The sequence below is a fragment of the Pantoea sp. S18 genome, from assembly GCF_045689705.1.
In the GTDB taxonomy this organism is placed as follows: domain Bacteria; phylum Pseudomonadota; class Gammaproteobacteria; order Enterobacterales; family Enterobacteriaceae; genus Pantoea; species Pantoea symbiotica.
In genome coordinates this window covers 2779068-2798310 of the sequence record NZ_CP142688.1, presented here as the reverse complement: position 1 = coordinate 2798310, position 19243 = coordinate 2779068, and the positions used below count along the sequence as shown (strand labels likewise).

At 57.0% G+C, this 19243-nt stretch carries 12 protein-coding genes and 1 tRNA gene; 3 read left to right on the top strand and 10 right to left on the bottom strand.

Translation table 11 applies throughout. The features are described from left to right. Nucleotides 1-19 precede the first annotated feature (19 nt). Both VIJ98_RS12905 and VIJ98_RS12900 read right to left on the bottom strand, forming a co-directional pair. Nucleotides 20-1030 (bottom strand): Zn-dependent oxidoreductase, encoded by a 1011-nt coding sequence (locus VIJ98_RS12905; RefSeq protein ID WP_323274359.1) that lies wholly within the window; start codon nucleotides 1028-1030, stop codon nucleotides 20-22. Nucleotides 1031-1238: 208 nt separating this feature from the next. Further along, nucleotides 1239-1314, bottom strand: a tRNA-Asn gene (locus VIJ98_RS12900). 306 nt (nucleotides 1315-1620) lie between these two features. Here VIJ98_RS12900 and VIJ98_RS12895 point away from each other — a divergent pair. Then, on the top strand, nucleotides 1621-2742 hold the full coding sequence (locus VIJ98_RS12895; protein ID WP_154155923.1) for a Gfo/Idh/MocA family protein: 1122 nt from the start codon (nucleotides 1621-1623) through the stop codon (nucleotides 2740-2742). 61 nt (nucleotides 2743-2803) lie between these two features. On the opposite strand, the gene yegS is transcribed toward VIJ98_RS12895, so the two are convergent. From yegS to VIJ98_RS12855, 8 genes are all read right to left on the bottom strand, one after another. Next, entirely contained in the window at nucleotides 2804-3703 is a 900-nt protein-coding gene (yegS, locus tag VIJ98_RS12890; RefSeq protein WP_323274357.1) for a lipid kinase YegS, read from the bottom strand. Between the two features lie 248 nt (nucleotides 3704-3951). Continuing rightward, the gene (yegQ, locus tag VIJ98_RS12885) at nucleotides 3952-5319 is read right to left on the bottom strand and encodes a tRNA 5-hydroxyuridine modification protein YegQ (RefSeq protein WP_154190196.1); all 1368 of its coding nucleotides are present in this window, start codon (nucleotides 5317-5319) and stop codon (nucleotides 3952-3954) included. A gap of 145 nt (nucleotides 5320-5464) precedes the next feature. Continuing rightward, a complete protein-coding gene (gene baeR / locus VIJ98_RS12880; RefSeq protein ID WP_008104910.1) occupies nucleotides 5465-6172 on the bottom strand; it encodes a two-component system response regulator BaeR in 708 nt (235 codons plus the stop codon). Nucleotides 6173-6181: 9 nt separating this feature from the next. Further along, nucleotides 6182-7567: a two-component system sensor histidine kinase BaeS gene (gene baeS / locus VIJ98_RS12875; RefSeq protein WP_323274355.1), complete on the bottom strand. Its 1386-nt coding sequence runs from the start codon at nucleotides 7565-7567 to the stop codon at nucleotides 6182-6184. After that, nucleotides 7564-8910 (bottom strand): multidrug transporter subunit MdtD, encoded by a 1347-nt coding sequence (gene mdtD, locus VIJ98_RS12870; protein WP_374990644.1) that lies wholly within the window; start codon nucleotides 8908-8910, stop codon nucleotides 7564-7566. The genes baeS and mdtD overlap by 4 nt, the downstream gene beginning before the upstream one ends. 144 nt (nucleotides 8911-9054) lie before the next feature. Beyond that, entirely contained in the window at nucleotides 9055-12123 is a 3069-nt protein-coding gene (gene mdtC / locus VIJ98_RS12865) for a multidrug efflux RND transporter permease subunit MdtC (protein WP_258143605.1), read from the bottom strand. Beyond that, nucleotides 12120-15242, bottom strand: a complete 3123-nt coding sequence (locus VIJ98_RS12860; protein ID WP_323274352.1) for an MdtB/MuxB family multidrug efflux RND transporter permease subunit — start codon at nucleotides 15240-15242, stop codon at nucleotides 12120-12122. The genes mdtC and VIJ98_RS12860 overlap by 4 nt, the downstream gene beginning before the upstream one ends. After that, nucleotides 15242-16462: an MdtA/MuxA family multidrug efflux RND transporter periplasmic adaptor subunit gene (locus VIJ98_RS12855; protein ID WP_008104897.1), complete on the bottom strand. Its 1221-nt coding sequence runs from the start codon at nucleotides 16460-16462 to the stop codon at nucleotides 15242-15244. The genes VIJ98_RS12860 and VIJ98_RS12855 overlap by 1 nt, the downstream gene beginning before the upstream one ends. 238 nt (nucleotides 16463-16700) lie before the next feature. On the opposite strand from VIJ98_RS12855, the gene VIJ98_RS12850 reads away from it, so the two are divergent. Together VIJ98_RS12850 and VIJ98_RS12845 are read left to right on the top strand one after the other, a co-directional pair. Further along, on the top strand, nucleotides 16701-17663 hold the full coding sequence (locus VIJ98_RS12850; RefSeq protein WP_323274350.1) for an aldo/keto reductase: 963 nt from the start codon (nucleotides 16701-16703) through the stop codon (nucleotides 17661-17663). A 218-nt stretch (nucleotides 17664-17881) separates the two neighbouring features. Continuing rightward, nucleotides 17882-19216 carry a carbohydrate porin gene (locus tag VIJ98_RS12845; protein WP_323274348.1) on the top strand — a complete coding sequence of 445 codons (1335 nt, stop codon included), beginning with the start codon at nucleotides 17882-17884 and terminating at the stop codon, nucleotides 19214-19216. Nucleotides 19217-19243 lie beyond the last annotated feature (27 nt).

Below are 19243 nucleotides of genomic sequence, written 5' to 3'. Positions count from 1 at the left end.
ACCTGGTGTGCGGGTTAACTTAACCCATTTGTAGGATCACTTTGCAGCAGGTGCGGGGATCTTTTTCGAACAGCGTCATGGCTTGCTCAACCTCGGCCAGCGGGAAATAGTGCGTTACCAGTTTCTCCGGCTGGATCTGGCCTTGCTCAATCCACTCAATCACCTGCGGGAAGCGATTGCTGTTGAGACGCGAGGTGAACAGCGACAGCTCTTTGCTGGTGAGACTTTGCTGCGTAATGCTGCACGGCTCGCCAGAGAAGCCCAGCAGGCCGATACGCGCTGCCGGTGAGGCGAGGGCGGCGGCTTCGGCCAGAATCGTCGGATGGCAGGCTGCATCGATAATCAGCGTCGGCTGCACGCCTTCCAGCTGCGCGGCGAGCGGAATCTTGCTGTTGTTGAACACCTGATCGGCACCGTTTTCCTGCGCCAGCGCCAGACGTTCTGGCAGGCGATCAACCACCAATACCTGTTCAACGCCATACACGCCTTTCAGCACCTGAATGGCGGTGAGGCCCATTGGACCGGCACCGTAAATCAGCGCCACATCGTTTGGCTGTGGTTTGAGGAAGGCGGTGATATTGGCCGCGATGGTGAAAGGTTCGACCATGCTGGCGAGTTTGTCGGGAATGCTATCCGGCAGGCGGAAGGCGTTTTTAGCCGGTGCGACGGCATATTCGCTAAAGCCGCCGTCGCGGTGCACGCCAATCACCTGCAACTCTTTGCAGACGTTTGGGCGACCAATGGAGCAGGGATAGCAGTGACCGCAGCTGACAACCGGATCGACCGCTACGCGCTCGCCAATGCGGCTGGCGGCAACGTCAGCGCCGACCGCATCGATCAGGCCAAAAAATTCGTGACCAATCACGCGCGGATATTTGGCGAAAGGATTGTGACCGTGCCAGATATGCACGTCGGAACCGCAGATGCTGGCAAACTGCACCTTCACGCGTACTTCACCTGCAGCGGGTTGCGGCAGCGGACGCTCAGCCAATACCAATTCACCCGGTTGCTCTATCACTACACTTTTCATCATCTACTCCAACGGGAATGCAATGATGAAAAAATACGCGCACTAATACTACCATACAAGTCGGCGTTGCAGAGTTGTGAACAGAATCACAGAGGAAAAGTTACGTAGGGTCGCCATTCATGGCGACCAGGGAATTGGGGTCACCCTAAATGGCGACCCCAAAAAGACAAAAACCCGCTCAGGTTTCCCTGAGCGGGTTTTTTAAATTTGGCTCCTCTGACTGGACTCGAACCAGTGACATACGGATTAACAGTCCGCCGTTCTACCGACTGAACTACAGAGGAATCGTTTGAACGGGGCGCATATTATCGAGCAGACCTCGCCTTGTCAAAACTCTTTTTCACAATTCGTTCTGACTGCTGAATAAAGCGTCAATTGCACGCTATGAGCGAACTCAGCGCGGCAAAATTACGGCTGACAGAATCGGTTTTGTGATGATGATCACTAACTCTATGCAAAATTACATTCTGATTTGTCGATTTTGTCAGATACCTCGCATGCATGATCACAGATATTTCATTTCACCGTTGTCGGGGCAAAAAGCGAAACATATATTCCATATCAACTCTTACCCGAATGCAGGATTAGTCATGAACAAAGTCAGAATCGGTATGATTGGCAGTGGTTACATTGGTCGTTGTCATGCGATTGCCTACGCTCAGGCACCCACAGTTTTTGCCCTGAAAGGCGAGATCGTGCGTGAGATGCTGGCGGAAGTTAATCCAGAGCTGGCAGCGAAACAGGCGGCAAACTTTGGCTTTGCCCGTTCCACTGGCGACTGGCGTGAGCTGGTACGCGATCCAAACATCGATGTGGTTGATATCTGTGCGCCAAACTTCCTGCACAAAGAGATGGCGCTTGAAGCGATTCGCAACGGTAAGCACGTTTACTCCGAGAAACCGTTATCGCTGTCAGTGGCCGATGCGGAAGAGATGGTGCAAGCGGCGCAGCAGGCGGGCGTGAAAACGCTGGTCGGTTTCAACTACATGAAAAACCCGACCAGCCAGCTGGCACGCGAAATTATCGCTCGCGGTGAAATCGGTGACGTGGTGCATTTCTACGGCACGCACAACGAAGATTATCTGGCGCGTCCAGAAACGCCGCTCGACTGGCACTGCCAGAAAGCGCTGGCGGGATTAGGCGCGTTAGGCGACCTCGCCGCGCATATTGTGAACATGGCGCACTATCTGGTCGGTGATATCGAAGAAGTCAGCGGCGATATGATGACGGTGATTAAAGAGCGTCCGGACCCGAAGGATAAGTCGCGCCTGCTGCCGGTGGAAAACGAAGATCAGGCCAGCGCCTTGCTGCGTTTTAAAAACGGGGCGCACGGCGTGTTTGAAACCTCGCGTATCGCCTGCGGCAGCAAAATGGGCCTGACCTATGTGGTCACCGGCACCAAAGGCACGCTGCGTTATACCCAGGAGCGTATGGCCGAGCTGGAGTTGTACATTCACGATGAACCGGCAGGACGTCAGGGTTTCAAAACCATTTTGACCGGTCCGGCGCATCCAGATTACGCCAACTTCTGCGTCTCTGCCGGACACGGCATCGGTTTCAACGATCAGAAAACCGTTGAAATCCGCGATTTGATTAATGGCATTGCCGCTGGCGATCGCATGTGGCCAGATTTCGCCGAAGGGTTGCAGGTGCAGAAGGTGCTGGAAGCGGTAGCGGTTTCCGCGCTGGAACGCCGCTGGATGAAGGTGTAATCATAGTCAACTGAACACAATCGTAGCGGCGCAATTTATTGCGCCGCTACGATAATGTGCGTTAAGCAAGTAACGGGCACTGCGGCGGCAAGCGGCAGCTCAGTGCGCCCGCCATCACTTCAATCTCAAACTCACTTCCGGTCAGTGGTTCACCATCCAGATTAAACGTCATCTCATGCGGTGAACGGATGGTAAGCGACTGCGACTGCGCCGTGACGATATTCGGATTTTCATCATCACGCGTCAGGGAATGCAGCAACGTGGGCAGCAGCTCTTGCGCGGTAACGATGCTGAGATTGAGCTGGCCGTCATTGATCAGCGCATCGGGGCAGAGTTTTTGCCCGCCGCCGGCCTGACGTCCATTGCCAATGCCTATCACCAGCGCATCGCCTTGCCAGTTAAAGCCGGGTCCGCTGATTTCACAGCGATCCGGTTTCAGCGCATCGACGCGCATCAATCCATGAATGAAGTACGATACGCCGCCGAGTGCCGATTTCAGCTTTTCGGGGGTTTCGGTGGTGATGCGCGTGCCAAATCCGCCGGTCGCCATATTGATAAAGTAGCGATCGCCGTTCACCCGCGCCAAATCGATGGTTGTCGCTTTTCCCACCAACGCTAAGCGTAAAGCCGGTTCCATCCCTTCTGGAATACCGACGCTGGTGGCGAAATCGTTGGCGGTGCCGAGCGGTAAAATGCCCAGCGCCGGACGTTGCTGTTCGGGCAAGCGCGCCAGCGCGGTCGCGATTTCATTGATAGTGCCATCGCCGCCGCCGGCCACCACGGTTTCTGCCTGCAAATCAACCGCTTCCTGAACATAACGATCGCCATCACCCTTTTCCCAGGTGACGCGCACCGCCAGATTAAAGCCTTCATCACGCAGCGTATTCACCGCAGCGCGCAAATCTTCATTACCTGCGCCTTTCCCGTTGAGGATCAGCAGCGTCAGCGGTTTGTTTTGCATTATCAGTTCCTTGATGCGAGTTACAGAGCACAGGTTATAGCATAGCCGGGGAGAGAACTTTATCGGCGGGCGATGAAAAATTGGGTGGCGTAGAAAAAAGAAAACCCGCACGGGGGAGCCGGGCGGGTGAATGAGGTGGTTCCTGGTACTACCTGCTTTTATTCTTACTCGTTAGCAGCAGGCGGGATTCTAAAGCGAGGCGAAGAGGTGGTCTGTGATCCTAATCTAACTTCGCCGAAATCTTTTCATTAAGTGCGATTTTTCCCGTGTGGATCGTAGGTGCTGTTGCCATCGGTGAAGTTACGCAGCAGCAAGGCAAAGGCGAGGTTGACCGATTCCGGCACCGGAATCCACACGCGATGCCCATCGCCTGGCGCCACGTCCACCGCCGATCCTTTATCGTTCTGCATGGTTTCAAGCGTGCAGTTGAGGTTGCCTTCTGGCGTCATGATCTCGACAGAATCGCCGAGCATAAACTTGTTCTTCACCGCAATCTGCGCCCAGTCGCCGCGACGTTCGCCAGTGAATTCGCCGACAAACTGCTGGCGCTCGGAAATGGAGAAACCTTGCTCGTAGTTCTGATAGCTGTCATGGGTATGACGACGCAGGAAACCTTCGGTGTAACCGCGATGTGCCAGACCTTCCAGCGTCTCCAGCAGCGCCGGATCGAACGGTTTGCCGGCAGCGGCATCGTCGATGGCGCGACGATAAACCTGCGCGGTGCGCGCGCAGTAATAGAAGGATTTGGTGCGGCCTTCAATTTTCAGCGAATGCACGCCCATTTGACTGAGACGTTCAACATGCGCCACCGCGCGCAGATCTTTTGAGTTCATGATGTAGGTGCCGTGTTCATCCTCGAAGGCGCTCATCACTTCACCCGGTTTCATCTTCTCTTCCAGCAGGAACACGCGGTCAGTGGTCGCACCAACGCCGAGCGTGGGCTCTTGCACCTTAACCGGTTCATGGAATCCGACAATATTGCCAACCTCGTCCTGCTTGCCTTCTTCCACTTTATATTCCCAACGGCAGGCGTTGGTGCAGGTTCCCTGATTAGGATCGCGTTTGTTGAGGTAGCCGGAGAGCAGGCAGCGGCCGGAGTAAGCCATGCACAGCGCGCCGTGTACGAAGATCTCAATCTCCATTTCCGGCACCTGCTGGCGGATTTCGGCGATCTCATCCAGTGACAGCTCACGCGACAGAATCACGCGCGTCAGTCCCATTTGCTGCCAGAATTTCACCGTCGCCCAGTTAACCGCGTTGGCCTGCACCGACAAGTGAATCGGCATCTGCGGGAAGGCTTCACGCACCAGCATAATCAGGCCGGGATCGGACATGATCAGCGCGTCCGGCTGCATCGCCACCACAGGAGTGAGATCGCGGATAAAGGTTTTTAGTTTGGCGTTATGCGGGGCGATGTTGACCACTACGTAGAATTTCTTACCCAGTTCATGAGCTTCATTAATGCCCTTGGCCAGAATTTCGTGGGTGAATTCGTTGTTGCGTACGCGCAGGCTGTAGCGCGGTTGGCCAGCGTAAACGGCATCAGCGCCGTAGGCAAAGGCATAGCGCATATTCTTCAGCGATCCCGCTGGAGAAAGCAGTTCAGGTTTTAACATGGATTTTCTCACTGATGTCAGGTCAGCATGCCATCGTGGATGGCAGGTGCAGCGGCCGTATTATACGGCCCTGCAAAAGGTGGGGAATTGTAGGCAGGCCCGCACCCGATGTAAATTGACCTGGATCAATGTAAGCCGCTGCAGGCTATAGCAAGCGGCAGACGTCCGCTTCCCAGCGATAGCCCATGCCGTACACCGCGCGGATAAACGGCTGTTCCGCATCGAGGCTTTCCAGCTTGCGGCGCAGGTTTTTGATGTGGCTGTCGATGGTGCGATCGGTGACTACGCGGTAATCGTCATAAAGATGATTGAGCAACTGCTCGCGCGAGAAAACTTTTCCCGGCTCCAGCGCCAGCGTTTTCAGCAGACGAAACTCCGCAGGCGTCAGCTCCAGCTGCTGTTCACGCCAGCTGGCCTGAAAGCGGCTTTCATCAATATGCAGATGCGATTCCTGCTGCGCTTCTTCCGGCGAACGTTTGACGCGGCGCAAAATGGTTTTGACGCGCGCCACCACTTCACGCGGGCTGAACGGCTTGCAGATGTAGTCATCCGCACCGATTTCCAGCCCCAGCAGGCGGTCAATCTCTTCGGTACGCGCGGTCACCATGATGATCGGCAGCTCGGAGAAACGACGAATTTCGCGGCACAGCGTTAAGCCATCGCGGCCGGGCAGCATCAAATCCAGCAGCATCAGATCCGGCGGCGTTTGCTGTACGTAGCTCAGCACCTCGTTACCGTCGGCAATGTGGTGCGTGCGATAGTTGGACGCCTGCAGATAATCAATCATCAGCTGCGCCAGTTTGGGTTCATCTTCTACAACAAGGATCAGAGGATCGCTATTTTCCGGGCTCATAAGGGACGTCTAGTGAGGAACATACGGCAAGTTTAGCGTGATTTGCAGTCCACCTAAATCAGAGTGATCCGCACTGATGCTGCCATCATGCGCTTCAGCGATGTTTTTACAGATCGCCAGGCCAAGCCCCGAGCCGCCGCTGGCGCGATTTCGCGAACTTTCCGCGCGGAAAAATCGTTCAAATAATTGTGCCTGATGGGCCGGATCGACGCCCGGCGCGCTATCCGCAAACCTCAGCTGCCAGTTTTCACCCGCCAGCTGCATCGAGAGCTGCACCGCGCCGCCGCTGTCGGTATAACGCAGGCTGTTTTCCAGCAAATTGGTGAACAGCTGCATCAGACGATCGGGATCGCCAAAGCTCTCCGCCTGCGCGGGCAATGCCAGATTGAGCGTTAAGCTGCGGCTGCGATAACGTTCGCCGAAGCTGCCGGCCACCACTTCCAGCAGATTAACCAGATCAACCGGCTGTTTGCGATAGGCGAGGGCGCCCGCATCGGACAGCGACAGCTGATGTAGATCGTCGACCAGTTTGGTGAGAACCACCACTTCGCTTTGTAGCGAGCTGATGGCTTCCGGCGTTAACTTGCGTACGCCATCCTGCATCGCTTCCAGCTCACCGCGCAGAATCGCCAGCGGCGTGCGCAGTTCATGCGAGATGTCGGCCATAAAGGCGCGGCGGTTGCTTTCATTCTTTTCCAGCGAGCTGGCAAGCAGGTTGAAGTCGCGGCCCAGTTGACCGAGTTCATCGCTGCTGCCGACTTCCACGCGGGTGGCGAAATTGCCCGCCGCCAGATGGTGCGTACCATCTACCAGTCGTTTCACCGGTGCCAGTAAACCGCGCGCCAACAGCCAGGTGACCAACGCAGCGAGTAAACCGGTTAGCGCCACGATCATCCAGCTGGTGCGTCGCTGCTGCTGATCAAAGTTGATGTCGGTGCTGCGCGTCAGACGTTCAGCCGGAGAGGCAATCACCCAGCCAACAATCTTGCCGTTGCTGGTGGTGATATTGCGTCGGGTGCCTTCCGGCGGCACCGGCTGACGCGGCCCTGACAGCACTTTATATTGCTGATCGATAATCCAGAACTGGGTGCGCCAGCCGTGCGGCGGTAGCTGATTAACACTGCCAGGATTCTGCTCCAGCGAGCGCAAAATAGAAAAAATAAGCTTGTCATTAGTACGCAGAAAATCCCAGCTACCGTGCTGCTCATACTGATCGGCCAACGCATCGCTCAGCAGGGTTAAGCGCTGTTCGTTGCCTTTTTTGATGTAGTCCACAAAGCCGTGCTCAAAGCTGAGCCGCACGCCCCAATGCATGGTGATGATCACCAGCATGCAGGTGGAAAAAATCGCCGCAAACAGTTTGGCGCCAATGCCCCATTTTACCGGCCGCTTCATCCTTTGCTCCTGCCTCTAAGGTCAACGTTTTTACTGACATCCTTCGGTACGCGCCAAAATACAAACGCTGGCAGCGCAATCACCAGCGCCATGCACAGATAGGTGTAAATGAAGGTTTGATGGGCCGCCGCGCTGTCGGTCACCACGCCGTGGCCGAAGGCGCCCAGCAGCAAACCGGCTACGGTGACGCCAATACTCATCGACAGCTGCATGATCATCGATAACAACGAGTTGCCGCTGGAAGCCAGATCGTCCGGCAATTCCTTTAGCGTCAAGGTGTTCATCGAGGAGAAGCGAATCGCGTTGACCATGCCTTGCATTAACAGCACCACCGGCAGCAGCCAGATCCAGCCAAGCAGCGCCACCAGCGGGAACAGCAGCACCACTAACGCCAGCGCAAGGGTCGCGCCGACCAGCGCATTGCGATAACCAAACAGGTTAACGATGCGCACCACCACGCGTTTGGTACCCATGTTGCCGAGCACCATCGGAATCATCATCAAACCGGCGTGGAACGGGCTGTAACCAAGGCCGACCTGCAGGAAGATCGGCGTCATAAACGGCAGCATGCCGCTACCGATGCGGCCGGTAAAACTGCCGAGCAGGCCAATCGAATAGATGCGGTTATCAAACAGTTTCAGGCTGAACAGCGCGTTATCGTTGTTGCGGCCGTGCATCAGGTAGAACAGCAGCGAAAACACCCCGACCAGAATCAGTAAGCCGAGCAACAGCGGCGATCCGCCGGAGCTGCGCTGACCATCCAGCGCCAGCGTTAAGGTCGCCATGCCGACAGCCAGCAGCACAAAGCCGAGGAAATCGAAGCGCCGCGTCTGCATGGTGTAGTTAGGCATCAGCGTTAGCGTGGCAATCGCGCCAATAATGCCAACCGGAATGTTGATCAGGAAAATCCAGTGCCAGCTGGCGTACTGCACCAGAATCCCGCCCAGCGCCGGGCCGAGCAGCGGACCAATTTGTCCCGGTGTGGTGACGAAGGTCATCGCCGACATATATTGCTCGCGCGGCACGATTTTCATCACCGTTAAACGGCCAACCGGCACCATCATCGCGCCGCCAATGCCTTGCACCACGCGCGCCATAATCAGCTCATCCAGCGTAGTGGAGAAGGCGCACAGCAGCGATCCGATACTGAACAGCACAATGGCGCAGAAGAAGATATTGCGCACGCCAAAGCGGTCCGCCAGCCAGCCGCTGATCGGCAGCGTAATCGCCACGGTCAGCACGTAGGAGACGATCACTGAGTGCATATTCAGTGGGCTGACGTTGAGATCGCGTGCCATCGACGGGATTGCGGTGTTAACGATGGTGGTATCCAGCGCCTGCATAAAGAAGCCGAACGCGACGATCCATAGCTGCCAGCGCACGGTGGCGTTTTGCGTGTTCACTGAATCTCCTCTGCTGTGCGGTCACCATAAATGGTGACCCTACTAATGCTGGGTGGGTAGGGGCGCCATTCATGGCGACCTCCCTTAACCCGCCACCAATACCTTTTTCTTACGCCGCCGCAGCTTATCCATCATCAAATAGACCACCGGCGTGGTGTAGAGCGTCAGTAGCTGACTCATTACCAAACCCCCGGCGATGGTGATGCCGAGCGGCTGACGCAGTTCCGCGCCGTCACCGCTGGTCAGCACCAGCGGCAGCGCGCCAAACAGCGCGGCGAGCGTGGTCATCAGAATCGGGCGGAAGCGCAGTTGGCACGCCTGGAAGATCGCGTCGCGCGGCGACAGATTGCCGTTGCGCTCGGCATCCAGCGCAAAGTCGACCATCATGATGGCGTTTTTCTTCACGATACCGATCAGCAGCAGAATGCCGATCAACGCAATCAGGCTGAACGGCGTGTTGAACAGTTCCAGTGCCAGCAGCGCGCCGACACCCGCCGACGGCAGCGTGGAGAGAATGGTCAGCGGATGCACGTAGCTCTCATACAGAATGCCGAGCACGATATACACCGCCGCAATCGCCGCCAGCATCAGGTAAAGCTGGTTGGATTGCGACTGCTGGAACACCTGCGCGGTGCCGGCAAAACTGCCGCGCACGCTGGAGGGCACGCCAAGCGCGGTGATGGTGCGATCGATGGCTTCAGACGCCTGCGATAGCGACACGCCTTCCGGCAGGTTGAACGAAATGGTGGACGCCGCCGACAAGCCTTCATGGTTCACCGACAGCGGCGCGTTGGCCGGTTGCCACTTGGCAAACCAGCTCAGCGGAATCGCTTTGCCGTCGCTGTTAATCACAAACATCTGATCGAGTGAACTGATGTCCTGGGTGTAACGCGGATCGACTTCCATCACCACTTTGTACTGATTGAGCGGCTGATAAATGGTAGAGATCTGGCGCTGACCAAAGGCGTTATTCAGCAGCGCGTTAGCGGCAGACACATCGATGCCGAGCCGTGCCATGCTTTCACGATCGTAGGTCAGATTCATTTCGCTGCCGTTGTCCTGCTGATCCGAGTTGACGTCCGCCAGCTCGGGCAGGGCGGCAAACGCCTGACGGATTTTCGGCTCCCATTCGCGCAAATCATTCAGGTTGTCTGACAACAAGCTGTATTGATAGCTGGCGTTGGATTCACGTCCACCAATGCGAATGTCCTGCACCGCGTTGAGATAGAGATTCGCGCCCGGCTCTTTCGCCAGCTTGATACGCAGCCGGGCGATCACTTGCTGCGCGCTTTCGCTGCGCTCGGAGAGCGGTTTGAGCGAGACGAACATCGAGCCGCTGTTGGTGCGCGAACCACCGGTAAAGCCGGTAACGTTATCTACCGCCGGATCGGCTTTGATGATGTTCATGAAATCCTGCAGCTTGCCGCGCATCGCCTGGAACGAAATGCTCTGGTCCGCCGAGATAAACCCTTGTAAGCGGCCAGTATCCTGCTCTGGCATAAAGGTTTTCGGGATCGAGATGAACAGCCAAACGGTAAGCGCCACGGTGCCGAGCAGCAGCATCAGCACCCAAATAGCGTGATTCAGCACCCAACCCAATGAACGCGCGTAGCCGTTCTGCACCTTCATCAGCAGCTTGCCGAAACCGCGCGTGCGTGGCTGGCTGCGCTTGACCTGCGGCTTGAGCAGATAAGCGCACATCATAGGCGTCAGCGTGACCGAGATAAACAGCGAGATCAGAATCGCCACCGACAGCGTGATGGCAAACTCCGAGAAGAAGCGGCCAATGATGCCGCCAATCATCAGCAGCGGCAGGAACACCGCAATCAGCGACAGGCTCATCGACAGCACGGTAAAACCGACCTCGCGCACGCCGGTCAGCGCTGCCTGCAGCGGCTTCATACCCGCTTCGACGTGGCGCGCAATGTTCTCCAGCACCACAATCGCGTCATCGACGACAAAACCGGTGGCGATGGTTAACGCCATCAGCGACAGGTTATTCAGGCTAAAGCCGCACAGATACATGGCGGCGAAGGTGCCAATCAGCGAAACCGGCACCGCAGCGGCGGGGATCAGCGTGGCGCGCCAGTCGCGCAGGAAGGCAAACACCACCAGAATTACCAGCGCCACGGCGATGATCAGCGACTGTTCCACTTCATGCAGCGAGGCGCGAATGGTCGGCGAGCGGTCCTGCGCAATTTGCAGATCGATGGCGGCGGGGATCACATCATGCAGTTCCGGCAATTCGCCACGAATGCGATCAACGGTATCGATGATGTTGGCTTCCGGCGATTTACGCACCACCAGCAGCACCGCCGCTTTGCCGTTGGTCATCCCGGCGTTGCGTACGTCCTGCACTGAATCCTGCACGTTAGCGACATCGCTGAGGCGCACCGCCGCACCGTTGTTGTAATGCACCACCAGCGGCTGATACTCGCTGGCAGTTTGTAATTCCCCGTTGGTGCGTAACTGCCAGCGCTGCTGCACATCATCAATCGCGCCCTGCGGACGGCGCTGGTTGGCGTTGCTGATGGCGGTGCGCACCGCATCCAGCGACACGCCTTGATTGAATAAAGCCTGCGGATTGAGTTCGACGCGCACCGCAGGCAACGAGCTGCCGCCAACTGTCACATCGCCCACGCCTTCAATTTGCGACAGCTTCTGCGCCAGCTGCGTTGAGGCGTAATCATACAGCTGACCGGGATTATAAATGTCTGAGGTCAGCGTCAGGATCATGATCGGCGCATCGGAAGGGTTGGCTTTGCGGTAGCTGGGACGGCTCGGCATGCCGGTTGGCAGCAGGCTTTGCGCGGCGTTGATCGCCGCCTGCACATCGCGCGCCGCGCCGTTGATGTCGCGATCAAAATCGAACACCAGAATAATGCGCGTGCTGCCCAGCGAGCTGGTGGAGGTCATTTCACTGACGCCGGCAATGCGCCCCAGCGAGCGCTCCAGCGGCGTTGCCACCGAGGCCGCCATGGTTTCCGGCGATGCGCCGGGCAGCGAAGCCGAGATCAAAATCACCGGGAAATCCAGCTGCGGCAGCGGTGCCACCGGCAGCAGGCGGAAGCCGAGAATGCCGGCCAGCGCAATCGCCAACGTCAGCAAAGTGGTGGCGACCGGGCGATGGATAAACAGCGCGAAGAACTTCACGACTGCGCCTCCGAGCGTTTAAAGCGACGGCGTGTAGCGTGTGACAGACGATCAAACAGCAGATAGATCACCGGCGTGGTGAACAGCGTCAGCACCTGGCTTACCACCAAACCGCCGACCATGGCGATCCCCAGCGGATGGCGCAACTCCGCGCCGACGCCGGTGCTCAGCATCAGCGGCAGCGCACCGAGCAACGCAGCCAATGTCGTCATCAGAATCGGACGGAAACGCAGCAAGCACGCCTGATAAATCGCCTCGCGCGGCGGCATGCCTTGCTCACGCTCTGCGGCCAGCGCGAAGTCGATCATCATGATGGCGTTTTTCTTCACGATACCGATCAGCAAGATAATGCCGATGATGCCGATGATATCCAGCTCGTTGCCGCTCAGCATCAGCGCCAGCAGCGCACCCACACCGGCGGTGGGCAGCGTCGAGAGAATGGTAATCGGATGGATAAAGCTCTCATACAGTACGCCGAGCACGATATACATCGCCACCACCGCCGCCACGATCAGCCACACGGTGCTGGACAACGCGGCTTCGAAGGCCAGCGTGCTGCCCTGAAACTGCGTCATCATCTCGGCGGGCATGCCAACCTGATCTTCTGCCGCGCTCACCGCTTTCACCGCATCGCCCAGCGAATAGCCGTCGGCGACATCAAACGAGAAGGTTGCCGACGGGAACTGATCGAGATGGTTGATGCTGAGCGCGGCGTGGCGCTCCTCGATTTGCGCGATGGCGCTGAGCGGCACACTGCCGCCGTCGCTGCTGGTCAAACGAATGCCGTCGAGGCTCGCCAGTCCCGGCGTGGCATCGCTGTTCTGTTCCAGCACCACGCGATATTGGTTGGCCTGGGTGTAAATGGTGGAGATCAGCCGCTGACCAAAAGCGTTATACAGCGCGTTATCGACATCTGCCATGCTAATGCCCAGGCGGCTGGCGCTGTCACGATCGACCCGTACAAAAGCTTCCAGACCTTGATCCTGCCAGTCACTGCTGACGTCACGCAGCTGCGGCAGCGTATTCAGTTGCTCTAGCAGTTTCGGCACCCACAAACTCAGCGACTCGAGCGAGCCGGATTGCAGCGTGAACTGGTACGGCGTGCGGCTGGCCTGGGTATCAATAGTCAAATCCTGCACCGGCTGCAGCCACAGCGAAATGCCCGGCACTTTAGCTAACGCCTGTTGCAGGCGCTGCTGCACTGCCGGAATACGATCGTCACGCTCATTCAGCGGCTTGAGGTTGATTTGCAGGCGCGCGCTGTTGAGCGCGGCGTTGGTGCCATCGACGCCGACAAACGAGGTCATGCTCTGCACTGCCGGATCTTTCATGATGATCGAGGCGACATCACGCGTGCGCTCCGCCATGTTGGCGTAAGAAACCGACTGCGGCGCCTGCAAGGTGCCCTGAATGATGCTGTTATCCTGCTGCGGGAAGAAGCCTTTGGGGATGACGATCCACAGCAACACGGTGATCAGCAAGGTGCTGAGCGCCACCGACAAGGTGATCCACGGATGCAGCAGCACGCGCGTTAAGCCGCGTCCGTAGCTGGCAATAACGCGGTCAAACATCGCTTCGCTGGCACGCGAGAAGCGGTTCTGCTTGCGCAGCGATTCGGCGCTTAACATGCGGGCGCACATCATCGGCGTCAGCGTCAGCGATACTACGGCGGAAATCAAAATCGCCACCGCCAGCGTCACCGCGAATTCGCGGAACAGGCGGCCAATCACATCGCCCATAAACAGCAGCGGAATCAGTACCGCAATCAGCGAGAAGGTGAGGGAGATAATGGTGAAGCCAATCTCGCCCGCGCCTTTCAGGGCCGCCGTCAGCGGCTTTTCGCCTTTTTCGATATAGCGCGAAATGTTCTCGATTACCACGATGGCGTCATCAACCACAAAGCCGGTGGCGATGGTCAGCGCCATCAGCGTCAGATTGTTGACCGAGAAGCCAAGGAAATACATCGCGGCAAAGGTGCCGATCAGCGACAGCGGCACGGCGACGGCGGGAATGATGGTCGCCGGGACGTTACGCAGGAACAGGTAGATGATCATCACCACCAAAGCCATCGCCAGCATCAGTTCGTACTGGGTATCGCTGACCGAAGCGCGGATATTGGTGGTGCGATCGGTAAGCAGTTTCACATCCACCGATTTCGGCAGCGTAGCGGTTAAACCGGGCAACATAGCGCGGATATTATCGGCGGTGGCGATGATGTTGGCGCCGGGCTGGCGCTGCACGTTGAGCACAATCGCCTGCTGACGGTTCGCCCAGGCGCCGAGCCAGCTGTTCTCGGCACCTTGTTCGATGCTAGCCACATCGCCAAGTCGTACTGGCGCGCCGTTGTTATAGCTGATGATCAGCTTGCGATAATCTTCCGCCGAGGTCATCTGGTCGTTGGCCGACAGCGTAATCGAGCGCGTTGGGCCGTCGAGGCTGCCTTTCGCCGAGTTGACGTTAGCGTTGGTAATGGCGGTACGTACCGACTCACTGGTCAGGCCGAGCGCGGCCAGCGCCTGGGTGTTCATCTTCACGCGCACCGCAGGACGTTGCCCGCCCGACAGCGTCACTAAACCCACGCCCGAAACCTGGGAAATTTTCTGCGCCACGCGCGTTTCCACCATGTCCTGCACCTGCGTGAGCGGCATGCTGGTGGTGGTAACGGCGAGCGTCATGATCGGCGGATCGGCCGGATTCACTTTGCTGTAAACCGGCGGGTTCGGCAGATCGTTAGGCAGCAGGTTGGTGGCGGAGTTGATCGCCGCCTGCACTTCCTGCTCGGCAACATCCAGTGACAGCGTCAGCTGAAACTGCAATGTCACCACGGAAGCGCCGCCCGAACTTTGTGACGACATCTGCTTCAGGCCGGACATCTGGCCGAACTGGCGTTCCAGCGGCGCGGTAATGGATGAAGTCACCACATCAGGACTGGCGCCGGGATAAAGCGTAACTACCTGAATGGTCGGATAATCGACTTCAGGCAAAGCGGAAACGGGCAGAAAACGGTAGCCGAGCACGCCGGCTAGCAAAATGGCGATCATCAGCAGCGTGGTGGCGACCGGGCGCAGAATAAACAGGCGCGAAGGTCCACCGCTGCTGTCAGGAGGCATCACCTGCATTATTGACGCTCTCCGCGTGCGGGCTGCGCAGCACGCGTGCTGTGTGTCGCGGCGCTTTGCGGTGCCACCACTTCAACGGTGGCGCCTTCCGTCAGACGATCCAGCCCGTCGGTCACCACGCGATCGCCTGCTTCAAGGCCCGCGCTGATCACCACTTTCTGGCTGTCCTGCAACCCAGCGGTAACGCGTTTCTTGCTCACTTTGTTGTCGCTGTTAACCACCCAGACAAAGTGACCGTCGTTGCTCATCTGCAGCGCGGCGGTCGGAATCACCACCGCATCCTGCAAGGTATCGACTTTCAGACGCGCGTTGACAAACTGATTCGGGAACAGCGTGTCATCTTCGTTACTGAAGCGCGCTTTGAGCTTGATGGTGCCAGTGGTGGCATCAATCTGGTTGTCGAGACTCAACAGCGTGCCGCTGGTCAGCAGCGTTTTGTTGCTGCGATCCCAGGCTTCGACGATCAGCGGCTGTCCGCTTTTCTGCGCCTTGAGGATTTGGCTGATGTTGTTCTCAGCGACGCTGAACACCACGTCAATCGGGTGGGTTTCGGTGATCACTACTAAACCGGTGGTATCGCCGGACGTTATGTAGTTGCCGACATCAACCTGCTTCAAGCCGACGCGTCCACCAATTGGCGCGGTAATGCGACTGTAAGTCAGATTGAGCTGGGCGCTGGCGACGTTACCTTCATCGGCTTTGATGGTGCCAAGCGTTTCGCTCACCAGCGAACGTTGCGTATCGAGTTCCTGCTGTGACACCAGCGAGGTTTTTGCCAGTTTTTCATAGCGGCTGAGATCGCGGCGCGCATTGGCGAGTGTGGCCTGATCTTTTGCCAATTGGCCCTGCGCCTGGGTTAACGCCACCTGATAAGGACGCGGATCGATTTCCGCCAGCAAAGCGCCAGCGGCCACTTGCTGTCCTTCCTGGAAGTGCAGCGCCATCAATTGCCCATCAACGCGACTGCGCACGGTGACGGTATTGGCGGCGGTGACGGTGCCGAGGCCGCTGAGGAAATACGGCACGCTTTCAGTTCTGGCAGCTGCGGCTTGCACTGGCGCTAAGGGGCGTTTGCCGCCTGCGCCGCGTCCACGCTGCTGCTGACCTTCAGCCTGCGTCTGTTTATTCGGTTCCGCTGGATGTTGCCACCAGTAATATCCGCCAGCCAATACGGCAATCACGGCTACAGCCAGCAAGCTTGTTTTTAGTCGACGGTTCATCAAGGTGTGTGCTCTCCAGCGGTTTCGTATTCCCAAGGTGCGTAATAAAAATGCCACTACGCAAACGAATGATTGTAGTCGCCCGGATCGGGCAAAAATTGAAGGAAATAAGAATATCGCCCTGGCGAAGGTAAGTATTCATATTCTGTAAATATTCTGCCAGCAATAGGCATAAGCGCGACCATTTCCTTTGCTAAGCTCAATAGCAGACCTGTCTCGTTTGAATAAGGAGAACAAAATGAGTCAACAGAAACTCCGCCAGCTTGGCGACAGCGGTATCGAAGTTCCCCGTCTCACCTTTGGCGGCAACGTGTTTGGCTGGACGGTGGATGAGAAAACCTCGTTCTCACTGCTCGATGCACTGGTGGAGAAGGGCTTGTTCTTCATCGATACCGCCGACGTCTATTCGCGCTGGGCGCCGGGTAACGAAGGTGGCGAATCGGAAACCATTATTGGTAAATGGCTGAAGAAAAGCGGCAAGCGCGACAGCATCGTGCTGGCCACCAAAGTCGGCATGGAGCTGTCCCCAGAGAAAACCGGTCTTAAATCGGCTTACATTCGCCAGGCGGTGGAAGATTCACTGCGTCGCCTGCAAACCGACGTTATCGATCTCTACCAGGCGCACCGTGATGATGAAACCACGCCGCTGCTGGATACGCTCAAAGCCTTCGATTCGCTGATCAAAGAGGGCAAAGTGCGTGCGATTGGCGCGTCTAACTACAACGCTAAACGTCTGCAGGAAGCGCTGGATGTGAGCAAGCAGCACGGCCTGGCACGCTATGAAACGCTGCAGCCTGAATACAATCTCTACGACCGTCAGGAGTACGAAAGCGGTCTGGAGCAGGTCGCGGTGAAAAATGGCCTCGGCGTGATCAACTATTATTCGCTGGCCAGCGGCTTCCTCAGCGGTAAGTACAAAAAGCCGGAAGATGCCAGCAAAAGTAAGCGCGGGCAGGGCATCGTGGATAAATATCTGAATGAACGCGGCAAGCGCATCGTTGAAGCGCTGGAAGATGTCGCCGCCTCGCACGATGTTTCAGCAACGCAGGTTGCGCTGGCGTGGCAGATTGCGCGTCCAAGCATTACCGCGCCAATTGTCAGTGCCACTTCGCTAGAGCAGCTGGATGAGCTGGTGAAAGCTACTCAGCTGGAACTCAGCAAGCAAGAGATCGAAGAGCTGGCGAGCGCCAGCAAACTGTAATGTTTTCAGGGACGCTGCGGCGTCCCGCCTTTTTCCTGCTCTGCCTCACAAAAAATGCCATTTTAGCCAAAATATTTTCAATCATCGACTGGCGTCACAATTGCGCTAACGCACTATCAACCTGCGGTAAACTGCGCACATATTTGCAAAAATTGCCAAATCCTCAGCACTATCCTCTGTTCGATCCATTCCAGTAACTTCATATAAGAATAACCATCATGAACAGAAAAGAAGCAGTGCAGCATTTACCCCGCCTGGCAGCGGGAACCCTGATGTTTGCGATGCTGAGTGCATCTGCGCTGGCCGCTGATGCTTTCAGTTACGACTCTCCATATATGTTTGGTGATTGGGGCGGTTACCGAACGCAGCTGGAAAATGACGGCATTAAATTCGACGTTAACTACACCATGGAAACCGGCTCCAACCTGGCAGGCGGTGCCGATACCAACACCACCATGCGCTACAGCGATCAGTGGGCGTTTGGCGCTAACTTCAACCTGGAAAAACTGCTCAACTGGCAGGATGCCCAATTCCAGGTGACGATTACCGATCGTAATGGTCAGAACATCGCCGATCAGGTAGGCGATTCTCGTACTGGCATGTTGTCATCACCCCAAGAAGTGTACGGGCGCGGCCAAACCTGGCGCTTAACCCAATTCTGGTTGAGCCAGGGTCTGTTCGATAACACAGTGAACCTGAAAGCCGGTCGTGTGACCGTTGGCGAAGATTTCGATAACTTTGACAGTAAGTTCCAGAACCTGGCGTTTGGTAGCGGCCAGGCAGGGAACTGGCGTGGCGATCGCTGGTTCAACTGGCCGGTTTCCCAATGGGGCGGTCGCGTGAAGGTGAATATCACGCCTGAGGTATTCTTCCAGGTCGGTTTCTATAACCAGAACAGCGCCAACTACGATCGCGGCGATGGCTTCCGCCTGGATACCAGCAACTCCGAAGGCAATATGGTGCCGGTAGAGTTGGGCTGGAAACCGACGTTAGGCGCAGACAAGCTGCCGGGTAATTACCGCATCGGGTATTACTACTCTTCGGCGAACGGTGACAACTACGGTAGCTGGCGCGATGGCGCGTATCAAAGCCAGGATCATGCTTATGGCGGCTACGTGCTGCTGCAACAGCAGTTGACGGCACAAGGCGGCGATGCCAGCCGTGGCTTGGGCGTTACCGTACAAGCGGTAATGAACGACCACAAAACCTCGAAAACCGATAACTATCAGTCGGTGAGCTTCACCTGGAAAGGGCCGTTTGATGCGCGTCCGCAGGATGAGATTGGTGTCGGTGCAGCGCGTATTCACGTTAACAGCGCTTACACGCGTTCTCTGCGTGAGCAGAACAACGCTAACGGCGAAACGGACTTCAACAGCCCAACCTATCTGCCGATTCAGGATGGCTCAGAGTATAACTATGAGATCTACTACAACGCTCAACTGACCAAATGGCTGCAGCTGCGTCCGAACCTGCAATATGTGGTGGCGCCGGGTGCGGTGAGTGAAGTGAAAGATGCGTTTGTTGGCGGGATCAGTGCGAACGTGAATTTCTGATGTGTGAGACGGGTCGTCATGAATGGC

Coding starts and splice junctions, on each gene's coding strand:
- VIJ98_RS12905 (WP_323274359.1), bottom strand. CDS start 1,030: ATGAAAAGTGTAGTGATAGAGCAACCGGGTGAATTGGTATTGGCTGAG.
- VIJ98_RS12895 (WP_154155923.1), top strand. CDS start 1,621: ATGAACAAAGTCAGAATCGGTATGATTGGCAGTGGTTACATTGGTCGT.
- yegS (WP_323274357.1), bottom strand. CDS start 3,703: ATGCAAAACAAACCGCTGACGCTGCTGATCCTCAACGGGAAAGGCGCA.
- yegQ (WP_154190196.1), bottom strand. CDS start 5,319: ATGTTAAAACCTGAACTGCTTTCTCCAGCGGGATCGCTGAAGAATATG.
- baeR (WP_008104910.1), bottom strand. CDS start 6,172: ATGAGCCCGGAAAATAGCGATCCTCTGATCCTTGTTGTAGAAGATGAA.
- baeS (WP_323274355.1), bottom strand. CDS start 7,567: ATGAAGCGGCCGGTAAAATGGGGCATTGGCGCCAAACTGTTTGCGGCG.
- mdtD (WP_374990644.1), bottom strand. CDS start 8,910: ATGCAGGCGCTGGATACCACCATCGTTAACACCGCAATCCCGTCGATG.
- VIJ98_RS12860 (WP_323274352.1), bottom strand. CDS start 15,242: ATGCAGGTGATGCCTCCTGACAGCAGCGGTGGACCTTCGCGCCTGTTT.
- VIJ98_RS12855 (WP_008104897.1), bottom strand. CDS start 16,462: ATGAACCGTCGACTAAAAACAAGCTTGCTGGCTGTAGCCGTGATTGCC.
- VIJ98_RS12850 (WP_323274350.1), top strand. CDS start 16,701: ATGAGTCAACAGAAACTCCGCCAGCTTGGCGACAGCGGTATCGAAGTT.
- VIJ98_RS12845 (WP_323274348.1), top strand. CDS start 17,882: ATGAACAGAAAAGAAGCAGTGCAGCATTTACCCCGCCTGGCAGCGGGA.